Here is an 18,513-nt window from a genome sequence, read left to right as displayed (position 1 = left end):
CCTTAATAAATAGAATCAATCATTTTTTCTAACTCAGGAACGGATAATGTCGTATTAATAGAGCATTCTAGAGAGCCGACGTACCAAGCAGCAGTGATGAAATCATCATTATGAAAGATATAGTGCTCAATATTTCCTGACAAATATTTTTGGACGTCCTGTTCACCTTTTTCGAAATTCTTATTAATCCCTCCCTTATGTTGAATAATTGTTATGACGATGTCATCATCTCCATTCACATATGGTGCACTAAATTCAACATCACCAGTTTCGGGGTATTCCTGTACCCATACTTCTTGCAACTTAAATTCTGAAGGAATATCCTTTGGTATAACTGCTGCATTAATTCCATATTGACGCAATGCGTCCTGAAGGCTAGCATATTTACTTTTAATTTTATCGGAACTTGCCTGCTCAGAAGATGTCGAAGTCTGGCCAAATTTAAATTGTTCTGCTGTCCAATGACCAATCATCTGAAAAACACTACCATAACCGAGAACTGGAATAGATACCATCGCAATCAAGCAGGCTAACACTATTGCTGACATAATTACTGTACGGCGTAAAGTATATTGCTTTTTCTTTGCATTTTTTTTTTCTAACGGGACAACGGCAGGCGTAATTTTGTTATCCTTCAAAGCCTCTTCTTTATATAATAAATTTGTCTTTCCAACCTGAGTATTGTAGTAAGTCTTAAACTCATTCCATGCTTGATCTACATTGACCGTTTCATAATTAGACGATTCTTTCTCTTTCTTACAAATTAATTCTGTGATCTTCATGATATAGTCAGTGTCCAGTTTATCCTCATTTGTCGCTACAAAATTCTGTTGAAGCAATGATTCCAACTCTGGAACGCTGAGCTTTTCCAGCTCAATGTAAGAATTATCACATGTACTATCTGACATTCAATAACCTCCTCGTATAATAAGTTTTGTAGGGCGAAAACGCCCCAAAAATAGAATACCGGCAGGCTTTGAGATGCCCGTGATATAATGCTGTCAAGTCGGCAGGGACAAGCTCTAATTCCTCCTGTTGGGCCGTAAGGCTGCTTCACAGATAGTCTGTTCCCCTGAGCCGGAAGTTAGCTGCAAACTCATTAGCTGTTTGCCGGAAGCAAGGCCGCCCTTTTAGCAGTGAGGGATATCGCATTGGCCTTTTCCGGAATGATTCTAATACGCGAGGTTGCTGATGCTCCGGTTATCATGGGTATCTTAAAACCTGCCGACTTGAAAATCCCACTGTGGGGGAGGTGATATTTTTGAATCCACTTTACGTTGGCATTGATGTGAGCAGCAAAAATAACGTCGCTTACCTCATGAAGCCGGATGGAGCCAAACACAGCAGCTTTTCCGTGCAGAACAACCGTGGTGGTGCTAAACTGATGTCTGAGAGAATTGTGTCCGCACTTACCGCGATGCAGCTCAGCGACGTGATGATTGGCCTTGAGGCCACCTCCATCTATGGGGACTGCCTCGTTTATGCGCTCCGGGAAGATGGCAGATTGGGACGGTTTCAACGGAAGATCCATGTTCTCAATCCCAAGCAGGTCAGAAAGTTCAAGGAAGCCTATTCCGATCTGCCCAAGAACGATTTCGTGGATGCCTTCGTGATTGCCGACCATCTCAGATTCGGCAGAATTGCCTCAGAGGTTTACATGGACGATTATCGCTACAAGGCCCTTCAAACACTAACCAGAGCACGCTTTTTCTCTGTCCAGAACCTAACGCGGGAAAAGCAGCGTTTTGCGAATTACCTGTTTCTCAAGTGCTCTGGGTTGGCTCAGGAAAAAGTCCTTTCCCAAAATACCAGCGCCACCACCATTGCCCTGATGGAACGATTTGAGACAGTGGATGCACTGGCTTACGCCGACATAAAAGAGTTGACCGACTTCATCGTGAAATCTGGACGAGGGAGGTTTGCCAATCCAGAAGCTACCGCGAAGGCGGTGCAAACCGCCGCCAAAGGCTCCTACCGGCTTCCCAAAACCGTGAACGATTCTGTCAACCAGGCCATGTCGGTCTCGATCGCTGCCATGCGGGCATTGGAAAGCCAGATCAAGACGCTGGACAAGGCTATCGAGCAGCAGTTCGAGATCATCCCCAATACGCTGACCTCTGTCCCCGGTATTGGTAAGGTGTATTCAGCGGGTATTATTGCTGAGATCGGTGACATTCACCGCTTTCAGTCTCAGGCCTCTCTGGCTAAGTTTGCTGGCCTCGTTTGGTCTCAGCACCAGTCCGGAGACTATGAGGCTGAGAATACCCATCTAATCAAGTCCGGAAACCGATTCCTTCGGTACTATCTGCTGGAAGCTGCCAACTCTATGAGAAGATGCGACTCGGAGTTCCGGCGCTACTATGACCTCAAGTTCAAAGAGGTCAACAAGTTCCAGCATAAACGCGCACTCGCTTTAACTGCCAGAAAACTGGTTCGGTTGGTCTTTCGGCTGCTGAAAGACAACCGCCTGTACATTCCACCGGAAGAGTATTAAACTCTGATGGTATTGTTACCCTGTTTTTTAAATTGCAAGGGCAGGGCTTGAAAAGGTTTGCCTTTTTTATCCAGCCAGTACGTTTATGGTGGCTTTTTTATCCGTTCCATTTGCACTTACCCTCTTGACTTCATACCATTAGACTAATATACAATATGTAATGACAGTTAAAGCCGAATTGTTCACATCGTCATTCATTTTTAAGGAACCTCTGATTTAATCTGCCCCTCTACCGAAGAGAGGAGAACTCTGGTAAAATAGAAGTATCAAGACACAGGCGGTGCGGAAAAATGAAAAAGCAACAAACTTTTGCGGATATCGAATATAGCTGCAGAAAGAAGAAAACACGGCGGGAAGAGTTTCTGGAAACCATGGACGAGATTATCCCGTGGGAAGAGTGGGTCGGTATCATTGCGCCGTATTATCCCCGCGGCAAACGGGGCCGTCCGCCCATGGGCATTGAGCGGATGCTGCGGATGTATCTGCTGCAGATCTGGTTCAACCTTTCCGACCCGGCCACCGAGGACGCAATCTATGACAGCTATGCCATGCGTAAGTTTACCGGCATCGATTTCATGACGGAGAATGTTCCGGATGAGACGACGCTTTGCAAGTTTCGGCACCTGCTGGAAAAAGACGGGCTAAACAAACTGTTTTTTGACGCCATTAACCGCGTCATGGTAGCTACCGGCCACATGATGAAAGGCGGCACAATTGTAGACGCTACCATCATCAACGCACCCAGCTCTACAAAAAATGCGGAGAAAGCACGCGACCCGGAGATGCATCAAACAAAAAAGGGCAATGAATGGCGTTTCGGCATGAAGTGTCACGCCGGCGTTGACGCCGGCAGCGGGCTGGTTCACACGATAGAGGTAACTGCCGCCAACGAACATGATGTGACCGCAGCGGCGAAACTCATCCGTAAGGATGACGAGGTGGTCTATGGTGATTCCGGTTATCTTGGTATTCAAAAGCGCCCGGAGGTTCGGAATGACGCGCATTTATCCAAGATCGACTACCGTATCAACCGCCGTCCGCACAGTCTGCCCAGGGTTTCCGACAATTCCATTGATTGGGAGCGTCTCATCGAACATCGCAAATCCTCTGTGCGATGCAAAGTGGAGCACGTTTTTCGCATCATCAAATGCCAATTTGGCTACACGAAAACCCGGTACAGAGGCTTAATGAAAAACGAGAACCGGCTGTATGCCATGTTCGCGTGCGCAAATCTCTATATGCTGGCAGTGGCAGGTCGAAGTTTCAGTGAGACCTGACAAGGGAGAAGTGCGCCCATTTCCGCAAAAGTGGAAATAAATTCAGGAGTATAGCGTTGAAATTCGACGTAATCATTCAGTTTGGAACGCCTCTTGAATCCCTTTTCGCTGAATTCCTCTTCCTGCGCCATTTGTTCAGAGGTTCCTTAAGTATTTTTTCTTTAATCCTTTTAATTTTCATCCCGAGTGCCGATTTGTTCATATGTAATTCTTCACATAACTCCTTATAGGAGTATCCATCCATATATATTCGCTTTAATAGATCAAATTCCTCTTTAGAGATAATTCCTTCTAATTCAACATTTAGGCTAACGTGAGGTCCATTTTGTTCTTCCAGATGGTTTTCAAATAACAGTAAGCGCTTGGTCCATTTGTTCTCTTCACGAATTAACTCCAGAACTTTATAGTGGAGGGCATTATAAAGCCATCCTACTGGTTTTTCGCTGGATAACAGTTCATTACGTTTTTCCCATGCAAATACAAACATCTCCTGAACTGCTTCTTCCGCTCTACCCTTAACAGGGTTCCCATTACTCCGCCCTTTCAATATAGCACAAGCATAGCGGAGTAAGCCTTCATATTCTGCCTTATAGAGTTCAGTAAATATTTCATAATCCTCTCTACCAATTTGTCCCTTTTCGTAAATCATCTGCCGCCCCCACATTTCTCATCCGTTACTACTGCTCGGGAATCTCATATCCACAAGCAGTAAGAAGATTTTTCAATATTTCTTTTGCCGCATGACGTTGTTTTTCGTTCATGAGATCTAGCAAATGTAAAAAAGAGTCAGACTCTTCTTTGGTCAGAATTCCAGTTAAAAGGTAATCTGCACTTACATTCAAAGCTGTACATACTTTAAGAATACTTTCAGCGCTTACTCCTTTGATCCCACGTTCAGCGCAAGCAAAAAACTGTTGGGAAAGACCTGCTTTTTCGGCAGCTTCTTCCTGCGTCCAGCCTAATTCTTTACGGCGGGTCGCTATTCGCTGACCAATTTGTTTAGCAAGAGCCTCATTTCTTCTAGGCATAATATCTCCTCATTTATCTATTGTAGTTATATTTTAGATTTTATTGTATTGGTAATGTATTGCCTTCTGTATATAAAATTCGACATATTATTCCTATAGATATTTTCCTAACTAACAATATTTTTACTTCGACCATGGAATAGCAAAATATTTTGATTCCTATGTGAACAAATGGGTCTGGAAATACATTACATATTGAATGATGAAGTGAAAGGTTTTCTTTTCATCTATTTCTAAATTATTTCTAAATGAAAAAAGCTAATGATATGCCATGAAACCAATGGCTTCCTAGTTAGCGGTTAATATGTGTTGCTGGAATAATGTCGTTTAAAATTTGATTTTTAAAAAATTTTAATTTTGATTCAAACGATTTGCATTCTCAGAACGTTATATTGATAGAGCAAAATTGATCAATAAACCCATAGAATTAGACAAAGGAGAATTGATATGAATGAAATTGAGATGTTAAATCGAATTAAATCAGCAGTTGAGGCTGAAACTCCGGAGATATTCGAGAATATTTTGATTACAATTAAAAAAAATCAAGAGGCATTAATTACAGATCAGCACCTTCGGAAAAATAATTACAAAAATTTTCACACTTAAAACTGCCTACTTGGTAGGGTGAATTTATAATTTCTATTTTCTTACCGGAGCGATTCATCTTCTTTGATATATACATGAAAATTATTTTACTGAACTCTTCCAGAATAAGGACGCATTAAGTGTGTGGGCCGTTGTGGGGTCCCCACACTTTTTATATTGTTAGCAAAAATTCATAGGGAGGTAATTCGGACACTCTTAAAAAGCGGAATATAGAGATCAGCCGCTTCCGACAGCTTTCTAACCCCAACGTCATAAATATTGACAAAACACCGGCACATAGTGTTTTGCATTTTAGCTTTTTCGTTTAGTGACAGGGAAAAAGATCAGATTAGGGTCAAACAAAATGGATAGCAGAACTACGCTGCATCATGTGAAAGGGGAGGAGAATTATGTTTCTATTTCCAATCAGAGGAAAAGCCAACAGGAAAGACAGTGAAAGTGAAGAATTGAAAAAACTATATCATCAGATTTTAAGCTACTGTCGCAAGAATCTGATTGACGCAGGATCTGCCGAAGAATGTACACAAGATGTCTTTTCAGTTTATTTTGAAAAAGCCGCACAGATTAAAATTCGCAATCCCAGAGCATGGCTGTTTCGAACGGCTGACAATTATTTACATAAGTACAATCAGAAATTTCAACAGGAAAAGCAATCGATTTTTCCCTTACCTAATCTGGAAGATGATGCTGAGGATATGGAGGACATCAGATTTGCGTATGAACAGGACTTTGACCGCTTTTGGGAGGAAAGCGTTGACATTGACAAAGAAGTGAATCAAGTCCTATCCGGATTAAGCCATGCCGAACAGACTTTATATCACCAGTATTATAAAGAGAATATGTCCATAAAAGAATTGATGGAACTCTATCAAGTTTCCTCTACGGCAATGAAAGCAAAACTGTTTCGGTTAAAGCAACATATCATGAAGGGCGTTCAGAAGTTGCAACTGTAAATTTTGATAGTGTTATTGCACAATTTTTATCTTTTAATTTAGTCAACCATACAAACTTCCGCTTTTTATGAAATTTTTCGCGCATCCTTTTCCATTTTTCGGGACTACAAAGTAGGAGGGTTTTTAATGAAGTGTACGAAGGAAGATATTGAGATCGTAAAAAGAATCTGTCGTGAAGAAAAACCGGCAGGCAAAGAAAAGATAAATGAACTGCGCGCCCAAATATACGCGGAACTGCACAAGCCGGACGATGAGATGGACTGTGATCTGATCGACGAAAACATCAGGACGCTCTTTTTGCTGGAAGGCGGAGAATATGATGATCATGTCGATGCGGAGGCAGGATTAAAAAAGGCCCGAAAAATGGCTGAAGAAAGGGCAAAAGCAGCTCAGCCAAAGCTAAAGAGAGTTATGCAAAATAGATTTATGAAACCGGTCTTGGCGGCGTGTCTTACCCTCGTCTTTTTGTTTTCCGCCAATGCGATTGTTGCCCACGCGACCGGAAACAGCCTGCTCGACAGCGTTGTGAAGTTCGGAAGAAATTATATCAGCTTTGATTTCACACAGAGTAACGGCAGGACAGCTTCTGGACAAGAAACGGTAAGTGAAAATGATGCATTATATCAGGAGTTAGTAAAAAAATGCAAGGAGTTTGACCTGTCACCTTTGCTTCCAAAATCATTGCCGCAGGATTTTAAAATTCTGAACTTTGGGCAGCAAAACTTCAAAATCAAAAAGAATCTTTCTATTGATTTGGGAAACAACGCCAATTTGATCACAATAAACGTCGATTACTATTACGACAGGAATAATATATCAATCGTGAAAGCTCCGGAGACTTCGGATTACGATAAACTGAACGTTAATGGAATTGATGTCTATCTGATGAAAAAATCAGACACCTATGTATTGGTATTCAATGATGGGAATTACGTTTATAACGTCAACTCGAACCTTCCCTATGATGAAACCGTAAAAGTATTGAAGTCATTTGATGATTAAAATTCTGAAGGAGGAAGTCAAGATGTTGAAAAAAATGTCCGCATTATGCCTGTCCCTGCTGCTTGCTTTTTCTGTGCTTTCGGTGAGTCCGGCTTATGCCGCAAGTAAGGGCAGTGAAGGGACGCCCACTTCCGGCGTTCGCTCTGCCGATCCAAATCATGCCGTGGGGCAATACAACACGGTAAACGGAGGGGGAATGTCCCCAAACGCCACCGGCTTAATAGCCACCATTGGCCTTGATCTTTATCGGGGGAGCGGGAATACGCTGATTCTCGATGGGACTACGAACGGAACCCAGGTTTTGAATAAGATTGGGTTTCAGGACATCACGCTCCAGAGATGGCAAAACAGCCAGTGGACCAATGTAAAAGTCTGGAGTACATATAGGAACAACAGCTCCAGCTACAGCTATGAATACAGTACGACAGTCACGCCGGGATATAATTACCGGTTTGTGGCGACCCATTACGGGGAACTCGACTGGCTGTTTATCCCTTCCATCGAAACCCATTATAACGAGACAAGCTATCTTTATGTCGGGTGACATTCCAGCTTTTTTGATTTTCCAATGTCCTTATTCAAAGCGATAATTGATATGTGTTTTTAGTTTTTGATTTCAATGGCGCGCGTTGAAATAAATATTTTAGGGAAAGGAATGAACCAAATTGTTTACATAATGGGGTGAAAAATTCCCCGATCTGGTGAAAGCGTAGGTGTAAACAGAATGGATTGAAAATCAAAAGGAGGTTTTCAAAATGTTGAAGTTTAAGAAAAAACTGGCCGCATTATTCTGCGCTGCAGCGTTGATGGTTACCTTTGCCGTTCCAGCGTTCGCTGCCAGTTATAGCTATGATTACACTTTCTCGGGCTCAGGAGAAAGTTGGGGCTATCCCGATGGTTATTACTCAAAGGAAGATAATGAGCAAAACGCATATCTAAGTATCCACAACTCGAGCAACTGGGCAAGGGGCGTGGATCGGGTATACCTTTGGGCGCAATTTTCGAACAATCAAGAACGCACCAGCTCCAATAGATACTTTACAGACTATGTGACGAATGCCCTGCTTCCCTATACTACCTATACGGCAGCGGGAAACTACTTGGGTTTAGCAGGCTGGCATAACAATTACAACAATCCAAAAACATTTTCTGTCGGTGGGCTCTGGACTCCGTGATCACAAAATTGCAGGGGGGTCACACCCCCTGCAATTCAATTTTATTAAGGAAGTAGCGTATAATGAAACGGAAAAAGCTCTTATTGATCTTGAATATTTTAATCCTGTTTGCTTTATTACCCGCATGCGGAAAGGATGCTGGCGGTTCCAGTTCGGGTAATGATGTCAATCAGGGAAAACATACGGTGGTCCCCGAAGAAATCCCTAAAACGGTCCAAAAGAAATTTGGAACGAATCTTTCTGTTGATGCGACCGTGGAAGCACCTACAATACTTCCCACAGAAACTGGAATCATACCGGCCGAAATCATGGACCTGAAAAATAAAGAGAAAGTCATAACAGTATTCTACCCCAATCAAACCTTGGGCAAAGTGCATGAGGAAGATTTCAAATACAGGGATGGCCAAACGGGGATACGAGAAAATTACCAATCAAAAAATGGAGATTTTTTGAATTGGGATGGAAAAAGTTTAAGCTGCGGTAAAACATTAATCTTTGATATTCAGGAAGCCTTTACACCAGGCACATCGTCTCAAAAGGTGTATCCAGCAAAGGATTTGCCTTTTATGACCCAAAAAGAGGCTGAGAAAAAGGCAAGGGATTTTTTATCGTTGCTGGGAGTCACAGCGGGTAAACGTGTACAAGCTTATGCTCTAGATTATCGAACCATGCAGCAGGAACAGATAAAACATCAGAAAGATACAGCTTCAGAAGGACTCCCAGCCAACAAGCGTCGGCCAGTGCGAAAATGGACACAGGAGGACGACTGCTACGTTTTTCAGTTTCAATTGGAACTGAATGGCATATCGGTTTCTGATCAGCAACAATTTGGCGACCCAAAGGCTCAAACGCAGACACAGGGTCCGATGATCCTTGTTTATTATGGCGAACAGGGGATTGTGAATGCCCAAATCAGCAATGTCTATGAAGCATCCGGGGAGATAACAGGAAAAACAAGTCCACTTAGCCTTGACCAAGCACTAAATATACTTAATAGTAAATTTGAAGATGTGATCATGAACAACCCGATCACAGTAACGGATATTGAATTCTCTTATGTCCCGATCTTAAAGGCAGCAAATCAGGAAAATTACCTTTTAACTCCTGCTTGGCTTTTTCAATTATCGCAATATTCCAAAGACATCAAGGGTAACGTACAAACAAGGGTTATCATTAACGCTTTGACGGGGAGAGAAGTGCAATAAGGGGTCAGATAAAATGATAAAAGTTTTGAGAATGGATTTTTGCCGCATGCTGGTTTCCTGGCAATTTTTTGTTGCCGTTATTGGTATTGCGGTTGTTAGCACTTTAAATTCATTAAATTTCATATCCGGCGCGAATGAGGACATTATCCAGATTTTTGCTTCTGGAGACGCGCCTTTCTTTTCCATTGTAATTCTGATTTTGGAAACGCTTCCCTATGGTACGGCTTTTTGCAACGATTGGGAAAACCGATATATTCGTTCCATCATCATGCGATCATCTCCTATTAAATATGCCGTTTCAAAGGTGATTTCCTGCTTTATGGGTGCTTTGTTGGCGGGGCTACTGGGGCGCTTGCTTTTTGCGGCCATGGCCTTCCCGTTTTTGAATCCTGTAAATCCAACAACAAATTCATTTGTATCCAGTGCGCTTAATCATCCAGAGGGAGCACAATGGTTCCTCGCCAATGGCCATTATTTTACATGGATTTTGATCGAGTCGTTGGAAAGAGGCCTTCAGGGTAGTATTTACGCAACGTTTTCTCTTTTTTTATCAACAAAAATCACTAATATATTTGTCACGCTTGCAATGCCGGTCATTGCATATTATATGTACTTAAATATTGCAAATTTCATTGGTTTCCCGAACTTTTTATTAATGACTGCTGTTTTTGAAAATGATGGGATCTTTCCCGATAATTTACTATTTGGGGTGTTTTATGCCCTGTTCTACGCTGTACTGTTCAGCATGTTATTCGGGCATTTTTTTGCAAAAAGTGTAAAAGGGCGGTTGGAAAATGGATAAGGTAAAAGCGACAATCACGCTGTGCGGACTGGATTTCCGCAAATGGATATCCAGTTCCAGAATAAAGATTATATTGCTGCTCATTGTCTTGATGATTTATAACTATCTGCAAGGGGTTCGCTCCTTCACAAATGCCGTACATGTATCGGTTACGCCATGGAGCCTTCCGTTTCTAATGACCACATTTAACAGCCTAATTATTGTCATGCTGGGGTTCGTTTTTCTTTATTGTGATGCGCCCTTTCTCGATGAACAGCAGCCGTATTTAATTCTTCGGGTAGGGAGAGAAATATTCTCTGCCGCTCAGATCTTATATGTTTTTGTTTCCAGTTTAACTTATACAATCTTTATTTTTATAATGACCGTATTCTGTAGTTTGCCAAGGGTTGAATTTTCATTGAAATGGGGAAAAATTTTTAAGACTTTGGCGGTAACGGATGCGAGTTCGCAATATAATGTTCTCTTAAATATTCCTGAGTCCCTTATGGTTCATGAATCTCCATTGACCGCGATTGCGAAAGAACTTCTGCTGCTTTGGCTCGTCGGCTGCTTTTTAGGTTTTCTAATTTTTGCACTAAACATGCATTTTCCGAGGGCGGTTGGAGTTGGTTGCGCGTCCCTGTTAGTGTTTCTGGATATGTTTGCAGATTTTTATCGACAAACGCATGGTTACTCCGGCAATCTGATATATTTCTTTTCACCTGTATCATGGGCAAACCTGACCGTTTTAAAAAGTGACCCGGCCGAGGTGTTGCCGACTTTTGCTTACACCTGCTCTGTACTCATCCTGCTGGTTGCCATTTTGATTTTTTTTATTTTCATTATGTTTCGGAGGAAAACCATTGAAGTTCTACCGCAGATATAGGGAGGCAAAAAAATGGCTGAGAATTCAATCGTTATTGAAGATGTTGTCAAAAAGTTTAAAGATACTATGGTGCTAAATCATGTTTCAATCTCCTTTGAGAAAGGAAAGATCCATGGAATCATAGGCCGAAATGGTTCAGGAAAAACTGTTCTGTTTAAAAGTATTTGCGGTTTTATTCTGCTGACAAGCGGTAAGATCATTGTAAACGGTCAAATAATAGGAAAAGATATTGATATACCTAAAAATATTGGAGCAATTATTGAAGCTCCTGGATTTTTGCCGGGCTATAGTGGATATAGCAATTTGAAATTTCTTGCGATGATTAACCGTAAAATCTCAGATAAGCAGATAAAAGAGACCATGATACGTGTAGGGTTGGAGCCGGACAGCAAAAAATGGGTCAGTAAATATTCATTGGGCATGCGTCAAAGATTGGGTATTGCTCAAGCTATCATGGAAAACCCTGATATTCTGATTTTAGATGAACCTATGAACGGCCTTGATAACGAGGGTGTCGAAGATATCCGAAATCTGTTGTTAAATTTAAAAAAAGAAGGCAAAACAATCCTTATAGCCAGCCATAGTTCAGAAGATATTGATATTTTATGTGACACTGTACATGAAATGGATGGTGGATCGGTTCAAACAGTAAGATAAGCAGTCAACTTGATAATGTACAATAAGTTGCGCAAATTGAAAAGTACAAAAAAAAGGACAAGGTTTGCAGGTCTCTGGTAGAATGAAGTTGCGATACACCATTCTGAAAGGAGACAGCAAACCATGTCTGAAAAAATTGTACAGTTAAACGAGGAAGTAATCACCTATATCTCCTTCCCCTTTGAACACTGGACCAGAATCCGGACAAACAATGCCATTGAACACCTGAACAGAAATCCGTAGGAGAACTCGCGTAGTTGGTTCTTTCCCCGATGGGAACTCCGCCCTGATGCGGGTCCGTGCAAGGCTCCGGCATGTGGCAGGTACGCAATGGGGAAACAAGAAATACATGAATATGAATCATCTCGAAGCAATTCCCGACAACGCAGATATTGCCGGGCAACATCATTTACTCAGAACCTGCAAACAAATTTGCGCATAATCCTTGACACTACCATCAGCTTTCAAATAGAATATGATACTGGTATTTCCATTTCAAATTTATAAAACTTTTTATGTCATTCGTACAAAACCTCCTTTTGTTCTTTAATGCGGTTGGCAGACTGCATTAAAGAACAAAAGGAGGTTTACTTGGGTCTAAATATTTTTCCCACCAGCAGAGCTGATGGCTTTTTGTTGCTTATGCCGCAGAAGAAAACCGACGATCCTGAACAGATCACGGTGGTGGAACAGGCTTAAGGGAGTCTTGCAAGGGAGAAAACAGCACAGGACCTAAGTCAAAGCCGAGAAGATGATGGAACAAAGATCCTATCGGCTGGCTACTGAAGCAATTCGGGGGCAAATAAAGACGAATAAAATCTTTATTAATTAGAAATTATTATAAACGAATGAGATATCGTTACCACTATTTTCAATCATAGAAAAAGCAATTAATAAAAGTATAATCGTCATTAAAATGAGCTTAAAGATAAAACTATTCGATACCTTAGGAATAATATTGTACAATTTTTTTGTCCACATATAACCATCCCTTCCATCCCAAGTGCATAATATCTTTTAAGAAATACGGCTCATATTCTTTATCTCTCATATCAAGGTAATCAAAACCATAATCATCTGCCTTACTTTCAAGAAGATTATAAAAAGCATGACGCTTTTCCGCAGACAAGCCCGTATAATCATAGTAAAAACCATTTGTCGGCATAAAAATGATATATGGCCGGATATTCAATTCTTTACAAGCTTTAAGAAAAATTTCATAATCTTTCAATTCATTTGAATCCAAAAGATTTGTATTTGAGTTGGAGTTTTTCAAGTGATCAAGTTGCGGTTTTATATTCGCAGAGTAATAATCATCTTCAATGTAAAACTTATTATTTGTACATGCCGCCTGCCCCATTTTCTGGGCTTCAATTTCTTCCTCAGACCAGTTTATTTGTTTGGTTTTCTGTATTGGCGCATACTGGAATTTATTCATTTCCTCAAGACCTTGATGCTTATCTTTTAAAGATAAAAAATTTTCTCTTATAGAGTAATATGGATTCAGCACAGTTAACAAAGAATTAGATAAAAAATTATTTTTAGAATAAAGAGATGAGAATATATTAGAACGTTCAAGAGAAGATTCGCCTTTTGATAATTCAAATGTCCTCTTACAAATATATCTTTTGATATCGCTACTGAGATTTGGATTCTGCATCATGCGGTAGAACTGCAGCTCGGAGAAATTAGAATTGTATCCATTCACATCTATTTCATTCCCTAAAAACGGCAGCCACTGCATAAACCACTGTATTGAAACAATGACAACAATTTTTTTGTTTTTTAAGGAATCGGAAAGTGCTCCCACTTTAATTGTATTTAATAAATCCTGAACATAAGCATCACCAATTATATTGACATTGCAATTAAGTTCTGTATTCGGAAACATGTTTTTGGGATTTTGTGGGACATTTGATCCGAGTTCGGAGGAACCAAATATCAATAGATTATCTTCATTGGAACCCCGCTGCAATAGAGTAATGCCCTTATCCTTTTTGCTGTTTCCATAGGTCCTGCCAACTGCGCTATTATAAGTCGTTTTCTGTTGAGCAGAATCCAGATATTTTTCATAGCAAAAAAGGATACTGCCAGTAAGAATAATGGAAATTAACAGACAAGAGATGACTTGAAACAATTTTTTTCTCATTGTGAAATTTTTCCTGACTTTTCGAGCTTTTCCAGAAATGATTTGAAATGGTTGATCGTGGAGATATTAGTCTTAGTTAAATCGGTTGGCTGCAACCTCAAATTAAACTTCTCTTCGATTTCCAAAATTATATTGATGACAGCAAGGGAATCAATAAAACCGGCTTCAAATAAATCCATATCAGGATCTTCACTGATTTCATCAGTGTCACAAACATTTTTCAAAATTTCCAGCGCGATTTCTTCAAAATCCATATTTGGTCCTTCCTTTCCACTGCTACAAATATTGAAGAGAACTGTATCTGATGCAGTTATGCAAAATTAGTTAAAACATGCTTCTTTTGGGCCTTTGATTCGCTCTACCTAAAATTTAAATAAATAGCCAGAAAACAAAAGCATGCCGAACGCAATTATCTGAAAGCAAATAGCACGGCTGACATTGTCATAATATTTGGCTTTTTTGAAATTTCTGTAAGCCTTCGACTTAACGTAAACGTCAGACGCAACCAGCATAAGTCCTTCATACAGACCGTAAAGAACATAAAAAAGGTAAAACCCATGCCATAATCCCATTATAGTCATAGACAACAAGTAACCGATTCTTACTGCTGTCTTTTTACTCTTGATTTTACCACTTCGCAAAGTGTTAAGAACAAATCTGCTGAAGATATAATCCCCAAACCATTTGGAAAGCGATATATGCCATCTATCCCAAAATTCCTTCATATTACGGGCAAAAAAAGGTTTATTGAAATTTTCAGGAGATTGAATGCCGAGAATATAGCTTGTCCCAATTGCAAAATTTGAATAACCGGCGAAATCAAAAAACAAATAGAAAGTATAAGCATACATGTAAATAACTGCATTTATTAAAGTGATATTTGACGGAATTCTGTCCATGATATAAACTTTTATACAGGCTGCTATCGCGAACTTATAAGCGATTCCCAAAAATATTTTTTTCAGGCCAACAAGGAGGTATCCGCTTATATATTCTGTTCTCTGGATGGTTTTATCGGCGTCATCAGTAAATCTTTTATACCGATCAATAGGACCGGAACTAACCGTGGGGAAAAAAGTTATAAAGTAGAGAATATTCAGGATTGATAACTCTTGCACGTGACCGTCATGTATTTCAAAGAGTAATTGCCATACCCGAAAGCTGATATATGAGATTCCTACGAAACCGATTAGGTTATATCCGATTGGGGCGGTGAAATGTTCACCGATTTTAACCGAAACAACTGGGATTATGGAAAGGACAAAAATCAATTTATAAAACTTGCCGCTGCCATTTTTCTTAGAACTGCGATAGTATATTAGAATTAAGAGCATCTCTAAGACAAGGAACAATACGAATTGCAGAAAATGGATTGTGGATATGCCCATTATGCAGCAGAGTGCAGGGATAGATATTATCATTCCATAACGTTTTAGATTTCTGCCATGAATTCCTAAGATAATAGCAGGAACCAAAAACAGGCTAAACAAGAAAAGGGAGAATAAATTATCGTACTGTGCAAAAACCATTATATATTCTCCATTAATTTTTTTCTGTCAATTTTTCCATTTGAATTTAAAGGAAATTGATCCAGAATAACGATTTTTTTCGGTATCATATAGGAAGGTATTAAATTCTTAAGTTCTTGCTTTATTTTTATTCCTATTTTAATATTTGACGCTTCGGTCCGACCATTTAGCGTAACAAAAGCCGTCAGGGAATTGATCCGTCCGTTTCTGATAACAGGAAGCACAACACTGTTGCTAACAAAATTGATCTTATTCAAATTGTTCGATATATCCCCAAGCTCTATTCTGAATCCATTGAGTTTAATTTGAAAATCAAATCTTCCAACATAATAGAACAGTTTGTCTTGCACAAAAGCCATATCGCCAGTTTTGTAGCCCATTTGCCCACTTTTTGTCTTGAAAAATGACTGATGGGTTTGCTCAGGATTTTTGTAATATCCTTCACTGATGCTATCGCTTACAACTATCAGCTCGCCAGTTCCCCCATCTTTTACTTCCTCGCCGTTGTCGTCAACAAGGCGATAAACAGAGTTGGGCAGTAAATAGCCAATAGGCAAGTCTTTCTTATCATCCAGCATGCTTTGGGTTATCCTGCATGCTGTAAGTAAAACGGTTCCTTCCGTCGGTCCATATCCATTGATGATCTCAAGTCGATTAAATTTGCCGTTCAGCGTATTGACGAGATTTTTTGTGAGCACTTCTCCCGCCAATATAACTTTTTTAAGTTTAGGCAGCATATCCGCGTTAAAGCTCGCATCAAAACTGCAAATCTCTAAAAATGTTGGGGTGGATATCCATACGGAAATTTCACTTTTTCTCAAATATGAAAACAAAATCCTTATATCTTCCAGCATCGCTTTATCGATGTTAAAGAGCGTCTTTCCCATGGCCAAATAAACATAAAGGCTTATCACGGAAACGTCAAAAGAATAAGAAATCTGATTCAATACTACGTGATCATCGCCGTCTATTTTACAATATTCTTGAAACCAAGAAACAAAATTTTCGATATTTTTACGTTTTATCTGAACCCCTTTCGGGAGTCCGGTGCTGCCAGAGGTAAAAAGAATATAACAGTTATCTTCCGGCTTCACCCAATTATCGCTGGATATAACCCGATTTCGATATTTTGAGCATATAGTGGCAAGCCAAGTGGCATTTACAGTCTTAAAATCGTCGCTAACAATATCCGTATCAGAAAAGTTAAAAACTAACTCTGTTTCGGTCATATCGGTAATTCGTAATAGCCTTTCTTTTGGAAAAATCGTATCAACCGGCACATAGGCTTTCCCGGCTTTTAAACAGGCAATCATAACAACCGTAATATCTATTTCTTTATTTCCATATATCACGATTGGATTATTGGTTTTTGCTTCATTATTAATAAAGCAAGCCAGTTGTTCTGACCTTTCCCATAAATCCCTATATGAAATATTGTTGTCTCTATAAATTATCGCCGTATTATCAAAGGTTGAATACCCTTTTAATTGATTTAACAACCACATTTTCAATATGTCCTTTTCCAGCTATTTTTTTTGCCATGGTGGTAAAGAATGAACAATGCCATTTCTTTGCATTATTCTTTGCATTATATTATTTAATTATATCACATATTTTTTGCAGACGCTATCGTATGTCAAAAAATTTTTGAATTCCCAGTTACTGCGTTGATGTCTCAGAAGATTATCCAGGAATGCCTTGCATGGTATCGGTTCTTTTTTTAACACAGGAAATTCAACCATCAATAAGCAGTTCGCAGGGGTGTTATATCCCGGCGATATACTTTGTCATCATGGTTTGATACTGCTTGGCGTTGTTCATGCCATCCGTAGGTTCAGGTTGGTAGTCTAAAAACAGCACCTTGTGAAAATCGCTCCGCAATATGGCGGCATAATCCTCCCTTACTTTTTCGTGGGTAAAAGGGCACAGCACATAAGCATCTACCGCTTCCAACCGATGAAGCAACCGCATGGAGTTTGGAAGTTCATAGGGTTTTGTACCGCACACGGCCAGCAGCAGATCGGCACCTTTCGCCATTTCATTCATATCCGGCATATGGCCGAGATCATGAATGACAAAATTACCGGCAACACCGGCGGGCGCGGTGCCGTAATGTACGCCGTCCAGCAGCCAGCCCTCTCCGTCCGGTTTCATCTCATAGGCAGCCGCCATCGCACTCAAAATTTTGTTGCTGTTTTCCTCCACATAGCACACGGACGCTCCCACGGCGGTAAGCCATGCTGATAGGCCGATTGCTGTGGTGGTGGCGCCCATTCTCGGCTGGGAAGAAATCACGGCGATATGGATATTCTTACAGTCGAACCGATACTTCCGAGTATAACCCTGCTTTTTTGCACGTTCCTTGGGACTATAGCGCGTCATACCCTGTCCGCTCAGACATTCTGCAATCTCGCGCTGAATTGCTGCAATTTCGGTATCACAAACGATATTTCCCACGCCCCTGTCCAGAAGGGCTTGAAATAAAGGATCATCCTGCTTCAATCCCTCATAGATCACTGTAATCCGGGGATTATACATCGTCAGAAATTCCTCTATCGCTTCAGCAAACTCAGCGTCGCTGTCCTCAAAGGCGATCCGATCCAAAACGACCTCGGTAAAATGGGAAAAATTGCGCATGTCGTAGATGATAAACCGTTTCAGGACAAAATTCCCCACCAGCTTCTTGATGGGCATTTCGCTGTCGGTGTCATACCATCCTGTGAAGTCTAAAAGATTGGTATGCTGTTCAGAAGAAAGATACAATATCACGG

At 40.5% G+C, this 18,513-nt stretch carries 19 protein-coding genes and 1 pseudogene; 12 read left to right on the top strand and 8 right to left on the bottom strand.

Annotation, left to right across the window (positions count from 1 at the left end):
• Nucleotides 1–2: 2 nt before the first annotated feature.
• Nucleotides 3–908 carry a DUF4367 domain-containing protein gene (locus HCR03_RS08690; protein WP_187037718.1) on the bottom strand — a complete coding sequence of 302 codons (906 nt, stop codon included), beginning with the start codon at nucleotides 906–908 and terminating at the stop codon, nucleotides 3–5.
• A 353-nt stretch (nucleotides 909–1,261) separates the two neighbouring features.
• Here HCR03_RS08690 and HCR03_RS08685 point away from each other — a divergent pair, with 353 nt between their 5' ends.
• Nucleotides 1,262–2,494, top strand: a complete 1,233-nt coding sequence (locus tag HCR03_RS08685; protein WP_187034258.1) for an IS110 family RNA-guided transposase — start codon at nucleotides 1,262–1,264, stop codon at nucleotides 2,492–2,494.
• A gap of 290 nt (nucleotides 2,495–2,784) precedes the next feature.
• Nucleotides 2,785–3,771: an IS5 family transposase gene (locus HCR03_RS08680; protein ID WP_187035694.1), complete on the top strand. Its 987-nt coding sequence runs from the start codon at nucleotides 2,785–2,787 to the stop codon at nucleotides 3,769–3,771.
• Nucleotides 3,772–3,847: 76 nt separating this feature from the next.
• Here HCR03_RS08680 and HCR03_RS08675 read toward each other — a convergent pair whose 3' ends face one another.
• Both HCR03_RS08675 and HCR03_RS08670 read right to left on the bottom strand, forming a co-directional pair.
• Complete coding sequence (locus HCR03_RS08675) at nucleotides 3,848–4,420, bottom strand: RNA polymerase sigma factor (protein WP_187037716.1); 573 nt, start codon at nucleotides 4,418–4,420, stop codon at nucleotides 3,848–3,850.
• 28 nt (nucleotides 4,421–4,448) lie between these two features.
• Nucleotides 4,449–4,799: a helix-turn-helix domain-containing protein gene (locus HCR03_RS08670; protein WP_187037714.1), complete on the bottom strand. Its 351-nt coding sequence runs from the start codon at nucleotides 4,797–4,799 to the stop codon at nucleotides 4,449–4,451.
• Between the two features lie 447 nt (nucleotides 4,800–5,246).
• On the opposite strand from HCR03_RS08670, the gene HCR03_RS08665 reads away from it, so the two are divergent.
• The 10 genes and pseudogenes from HCR03_RS08665 to HCR03_RS08620 form a co-directional block, all read left to right on the top strand.
• Nucleotides 5,247–5,405, top strand: a complete 159-nt coding sequence (locus HCR03_RS08665; RefSeq protein WP_187037713.1) for a hypothetical protein — start codon at nucleotides 5,247–5,249, stop codon at nucleotides 5,403–5,405.
• 389 nt (nucleotides 5,406–5,794) lie between these two features.
• Complete coding sequence (locus HCR03_RS08660) at nucleotides 5,795–6,358, top strand: RNA polymerase sigma factor (RefSeq protein WP_187037711.1); 564 nt, start codon at nucleotides 5,795–5,797, stop codon at nucleotides 6,356–6,358.
• 255 nt (nucleotides 6,359–6,613) lie between these two features.
• Nucleotides 6,614–7,360: a DUF4367 domain-containing protein gene (locus tag HCR03_RS08655; RefSeq protein ID WP_187037709.1), complete on the top strand. Its 747-nt coding sequence runs from the start codon at nucleotides 6,614–6,616 to the stop codon at nucleotides 7,358–7,360.
• A 22-nt stretch (nucleotides 7,361–7,382) separates the two neighbouring features.
• A complete protein-coding gene (locus HCR03_RS08650; RefSeq protein ID WP_187037707.1) occupies nucleotides 7,383–7,904 on the top strand; it encodes a hypothetical protein in 522 nt (173 codons plus the stop codon).
• A 211-nt stretch (nucleotides 7,905–8,115) separates the two neighbouring features.
• A complete protein-coding gene (locus HCR03_RS08645) occupies nucleotides 8,116–8,535 on the top strand; it encodes a hypothetical protein (RefSeq protein ID WP_187037705.1) in 420 nt (139 codons plus the stop codon).
• A 62-nt stretch (nucleotides 8,536–8,597) separates the two neighbouring features.
• Entirely contained in the window at nucleotides 8,598–9,740 is a 1,143-nt protein-coding gene (locus HCR03_RS08640) for a hypothetical protein (protein ID WP_187037702.1), read from the top strand.
• A 13-nt stretch (nucleotides 9,741–9,753) separates the two neighbouring features.
• A complete protein-coding gene (locus HCR03_RS08635; RefSeq protein ID WP_187037700.1) occupies nucleotides 9,754–10,542 on the top strand; it encodes a hypothetical protein in 789 nt (262 codons plus the stop codon).
• Nucleotides 10,535–11,407 carry a hypothetical protein gene (locus tag HCR03_RS08630; RefSeq protein ID WP_187037698.1) on the top strand — a complete coding sequence of 291 codons (873 nt, stop codon included), beginning with the start codon at nucleotides 10,535–10,537 and terminating at the stop codon, nucleotides 11,405–11,407. The genes HCR03_RS08635 and HCR03_RS08630 overlap by 8 nt, the downstream gene beginning before the upstream one ends.
• A 12-nt stretch (nucleotides 11,408–11,419) precedes the next feature.
• The gene (locus HCR03_RS08625) at nucleotides 11,420–12,064 is read left to right on the top strand and encodes an ATP-binding cassette domain-containing protein (protein ID WP_187037696.1); all 645 of its coding nucleotides are present in this window, start codon (nucleotides 11,420–11,422) and stop codon (nucleotides 12,062–12,064) included.
• Nucleotides 12,065–12,214: 150 nt separating this feature from the next.
• A pseudogene (locus HCR03_RS08620) lies at nucleotides 12,215–12,506 on the top strand (transposase); the annotation flags it as partial.
• Between the two features lie 504 nt (nucleotides 12,507–13,010).
• Here HCR03_RS08620 and dltD read toward each other — a convergent pair.
• The 5 genes from dltD to HCR03_RS08595 all read right to left on the bottom strand — a co-directional run bounded on the left by dltD (nucleotide 13,011) and on the right by HCR03_RS08595 (nucleotide 18,511).
• Nucleotides 13,011–14,213 carry a D-alanyl-lipoteichoic acid biosynthesis protein DltD gene (gene dltD / locus HCR03_RS08615; RefSeq protein WP_187037695.1) on the bottom strand — a complete coding sequence of 401 codons (1,203 nt, stop codon included), beginning with the start codon at nucleotides 14,211–14,213 and terminating at the stop codon, nucleotides 13,011–13,013.
• Entirely contained in the window at nucleotides 14,210–14,467 is a 258-nt protein-coding gene (locus HCR03_RS08610) for a phosphopantetheine-binding protein (protein WP_187037693.1), read from the bottom strand. Before HCR03_RS08610 ends, dltD begins: the two co-directional genes overlap by 4 nt.
• Before the next feature lie 108 nt (nucleotides 14,468–14,575).
• A complete protein-coding gene (dltB, locus tag HCR03_RS08605; RefSeq protein WP_187037691.1) occupies nucleotides 14,576–15,742 on the bottom strand; it encodes a D-alanyl-lipoteichoic acid biosynthesis protein DltB in 1,167 nt (388 codons plus the stop codon).
• Nucleotides 15,742–17,247, bottom strand: coding sequence for a D-alanine--poly(phosphoribitol) ligase subunit DltA (gene dltA, locus HCR03_RS08600; protein WP_187037689.1), 1,506 nt, complete (start codon nucleotides 17,245–17,247; stop codon nucleotides 15,742–15,744). The genes dltB and dltA overlap by 1 nt, the downstream gene beginning before the upstream one ends.
• A 259-nt stretch (nucleotides 17,248–17,506) precedes the next feature.
• Nucleotides 17,507–18,511 (bottom strand): hypothetical protein, encoded by a 1,005-nt coding sequence (locus HCR03_RS08595; protein WP_187037687.1) that lies wholly within the window; start codon nucleotides 18,509–18,511, stop codon nucleotides 17,507–17,509.
• Nucleotides 18,512–18,513: the final 2 nt, after the last annotated feature.

The sequence above is a fragment of the Caproicibacter fermentans genome (assembly GCF_014303955.1).
GTDB lineage: Bacteria > Bacillota > Clostridia > Oscillospirales > Acutalibacteraceae > Caproicibacter > Caproicibacter fermentans.
Note: the sequence above shows the minus strand (reverse complement) of the source record. Positions and strands in the feature narration are given on the sequence as shown.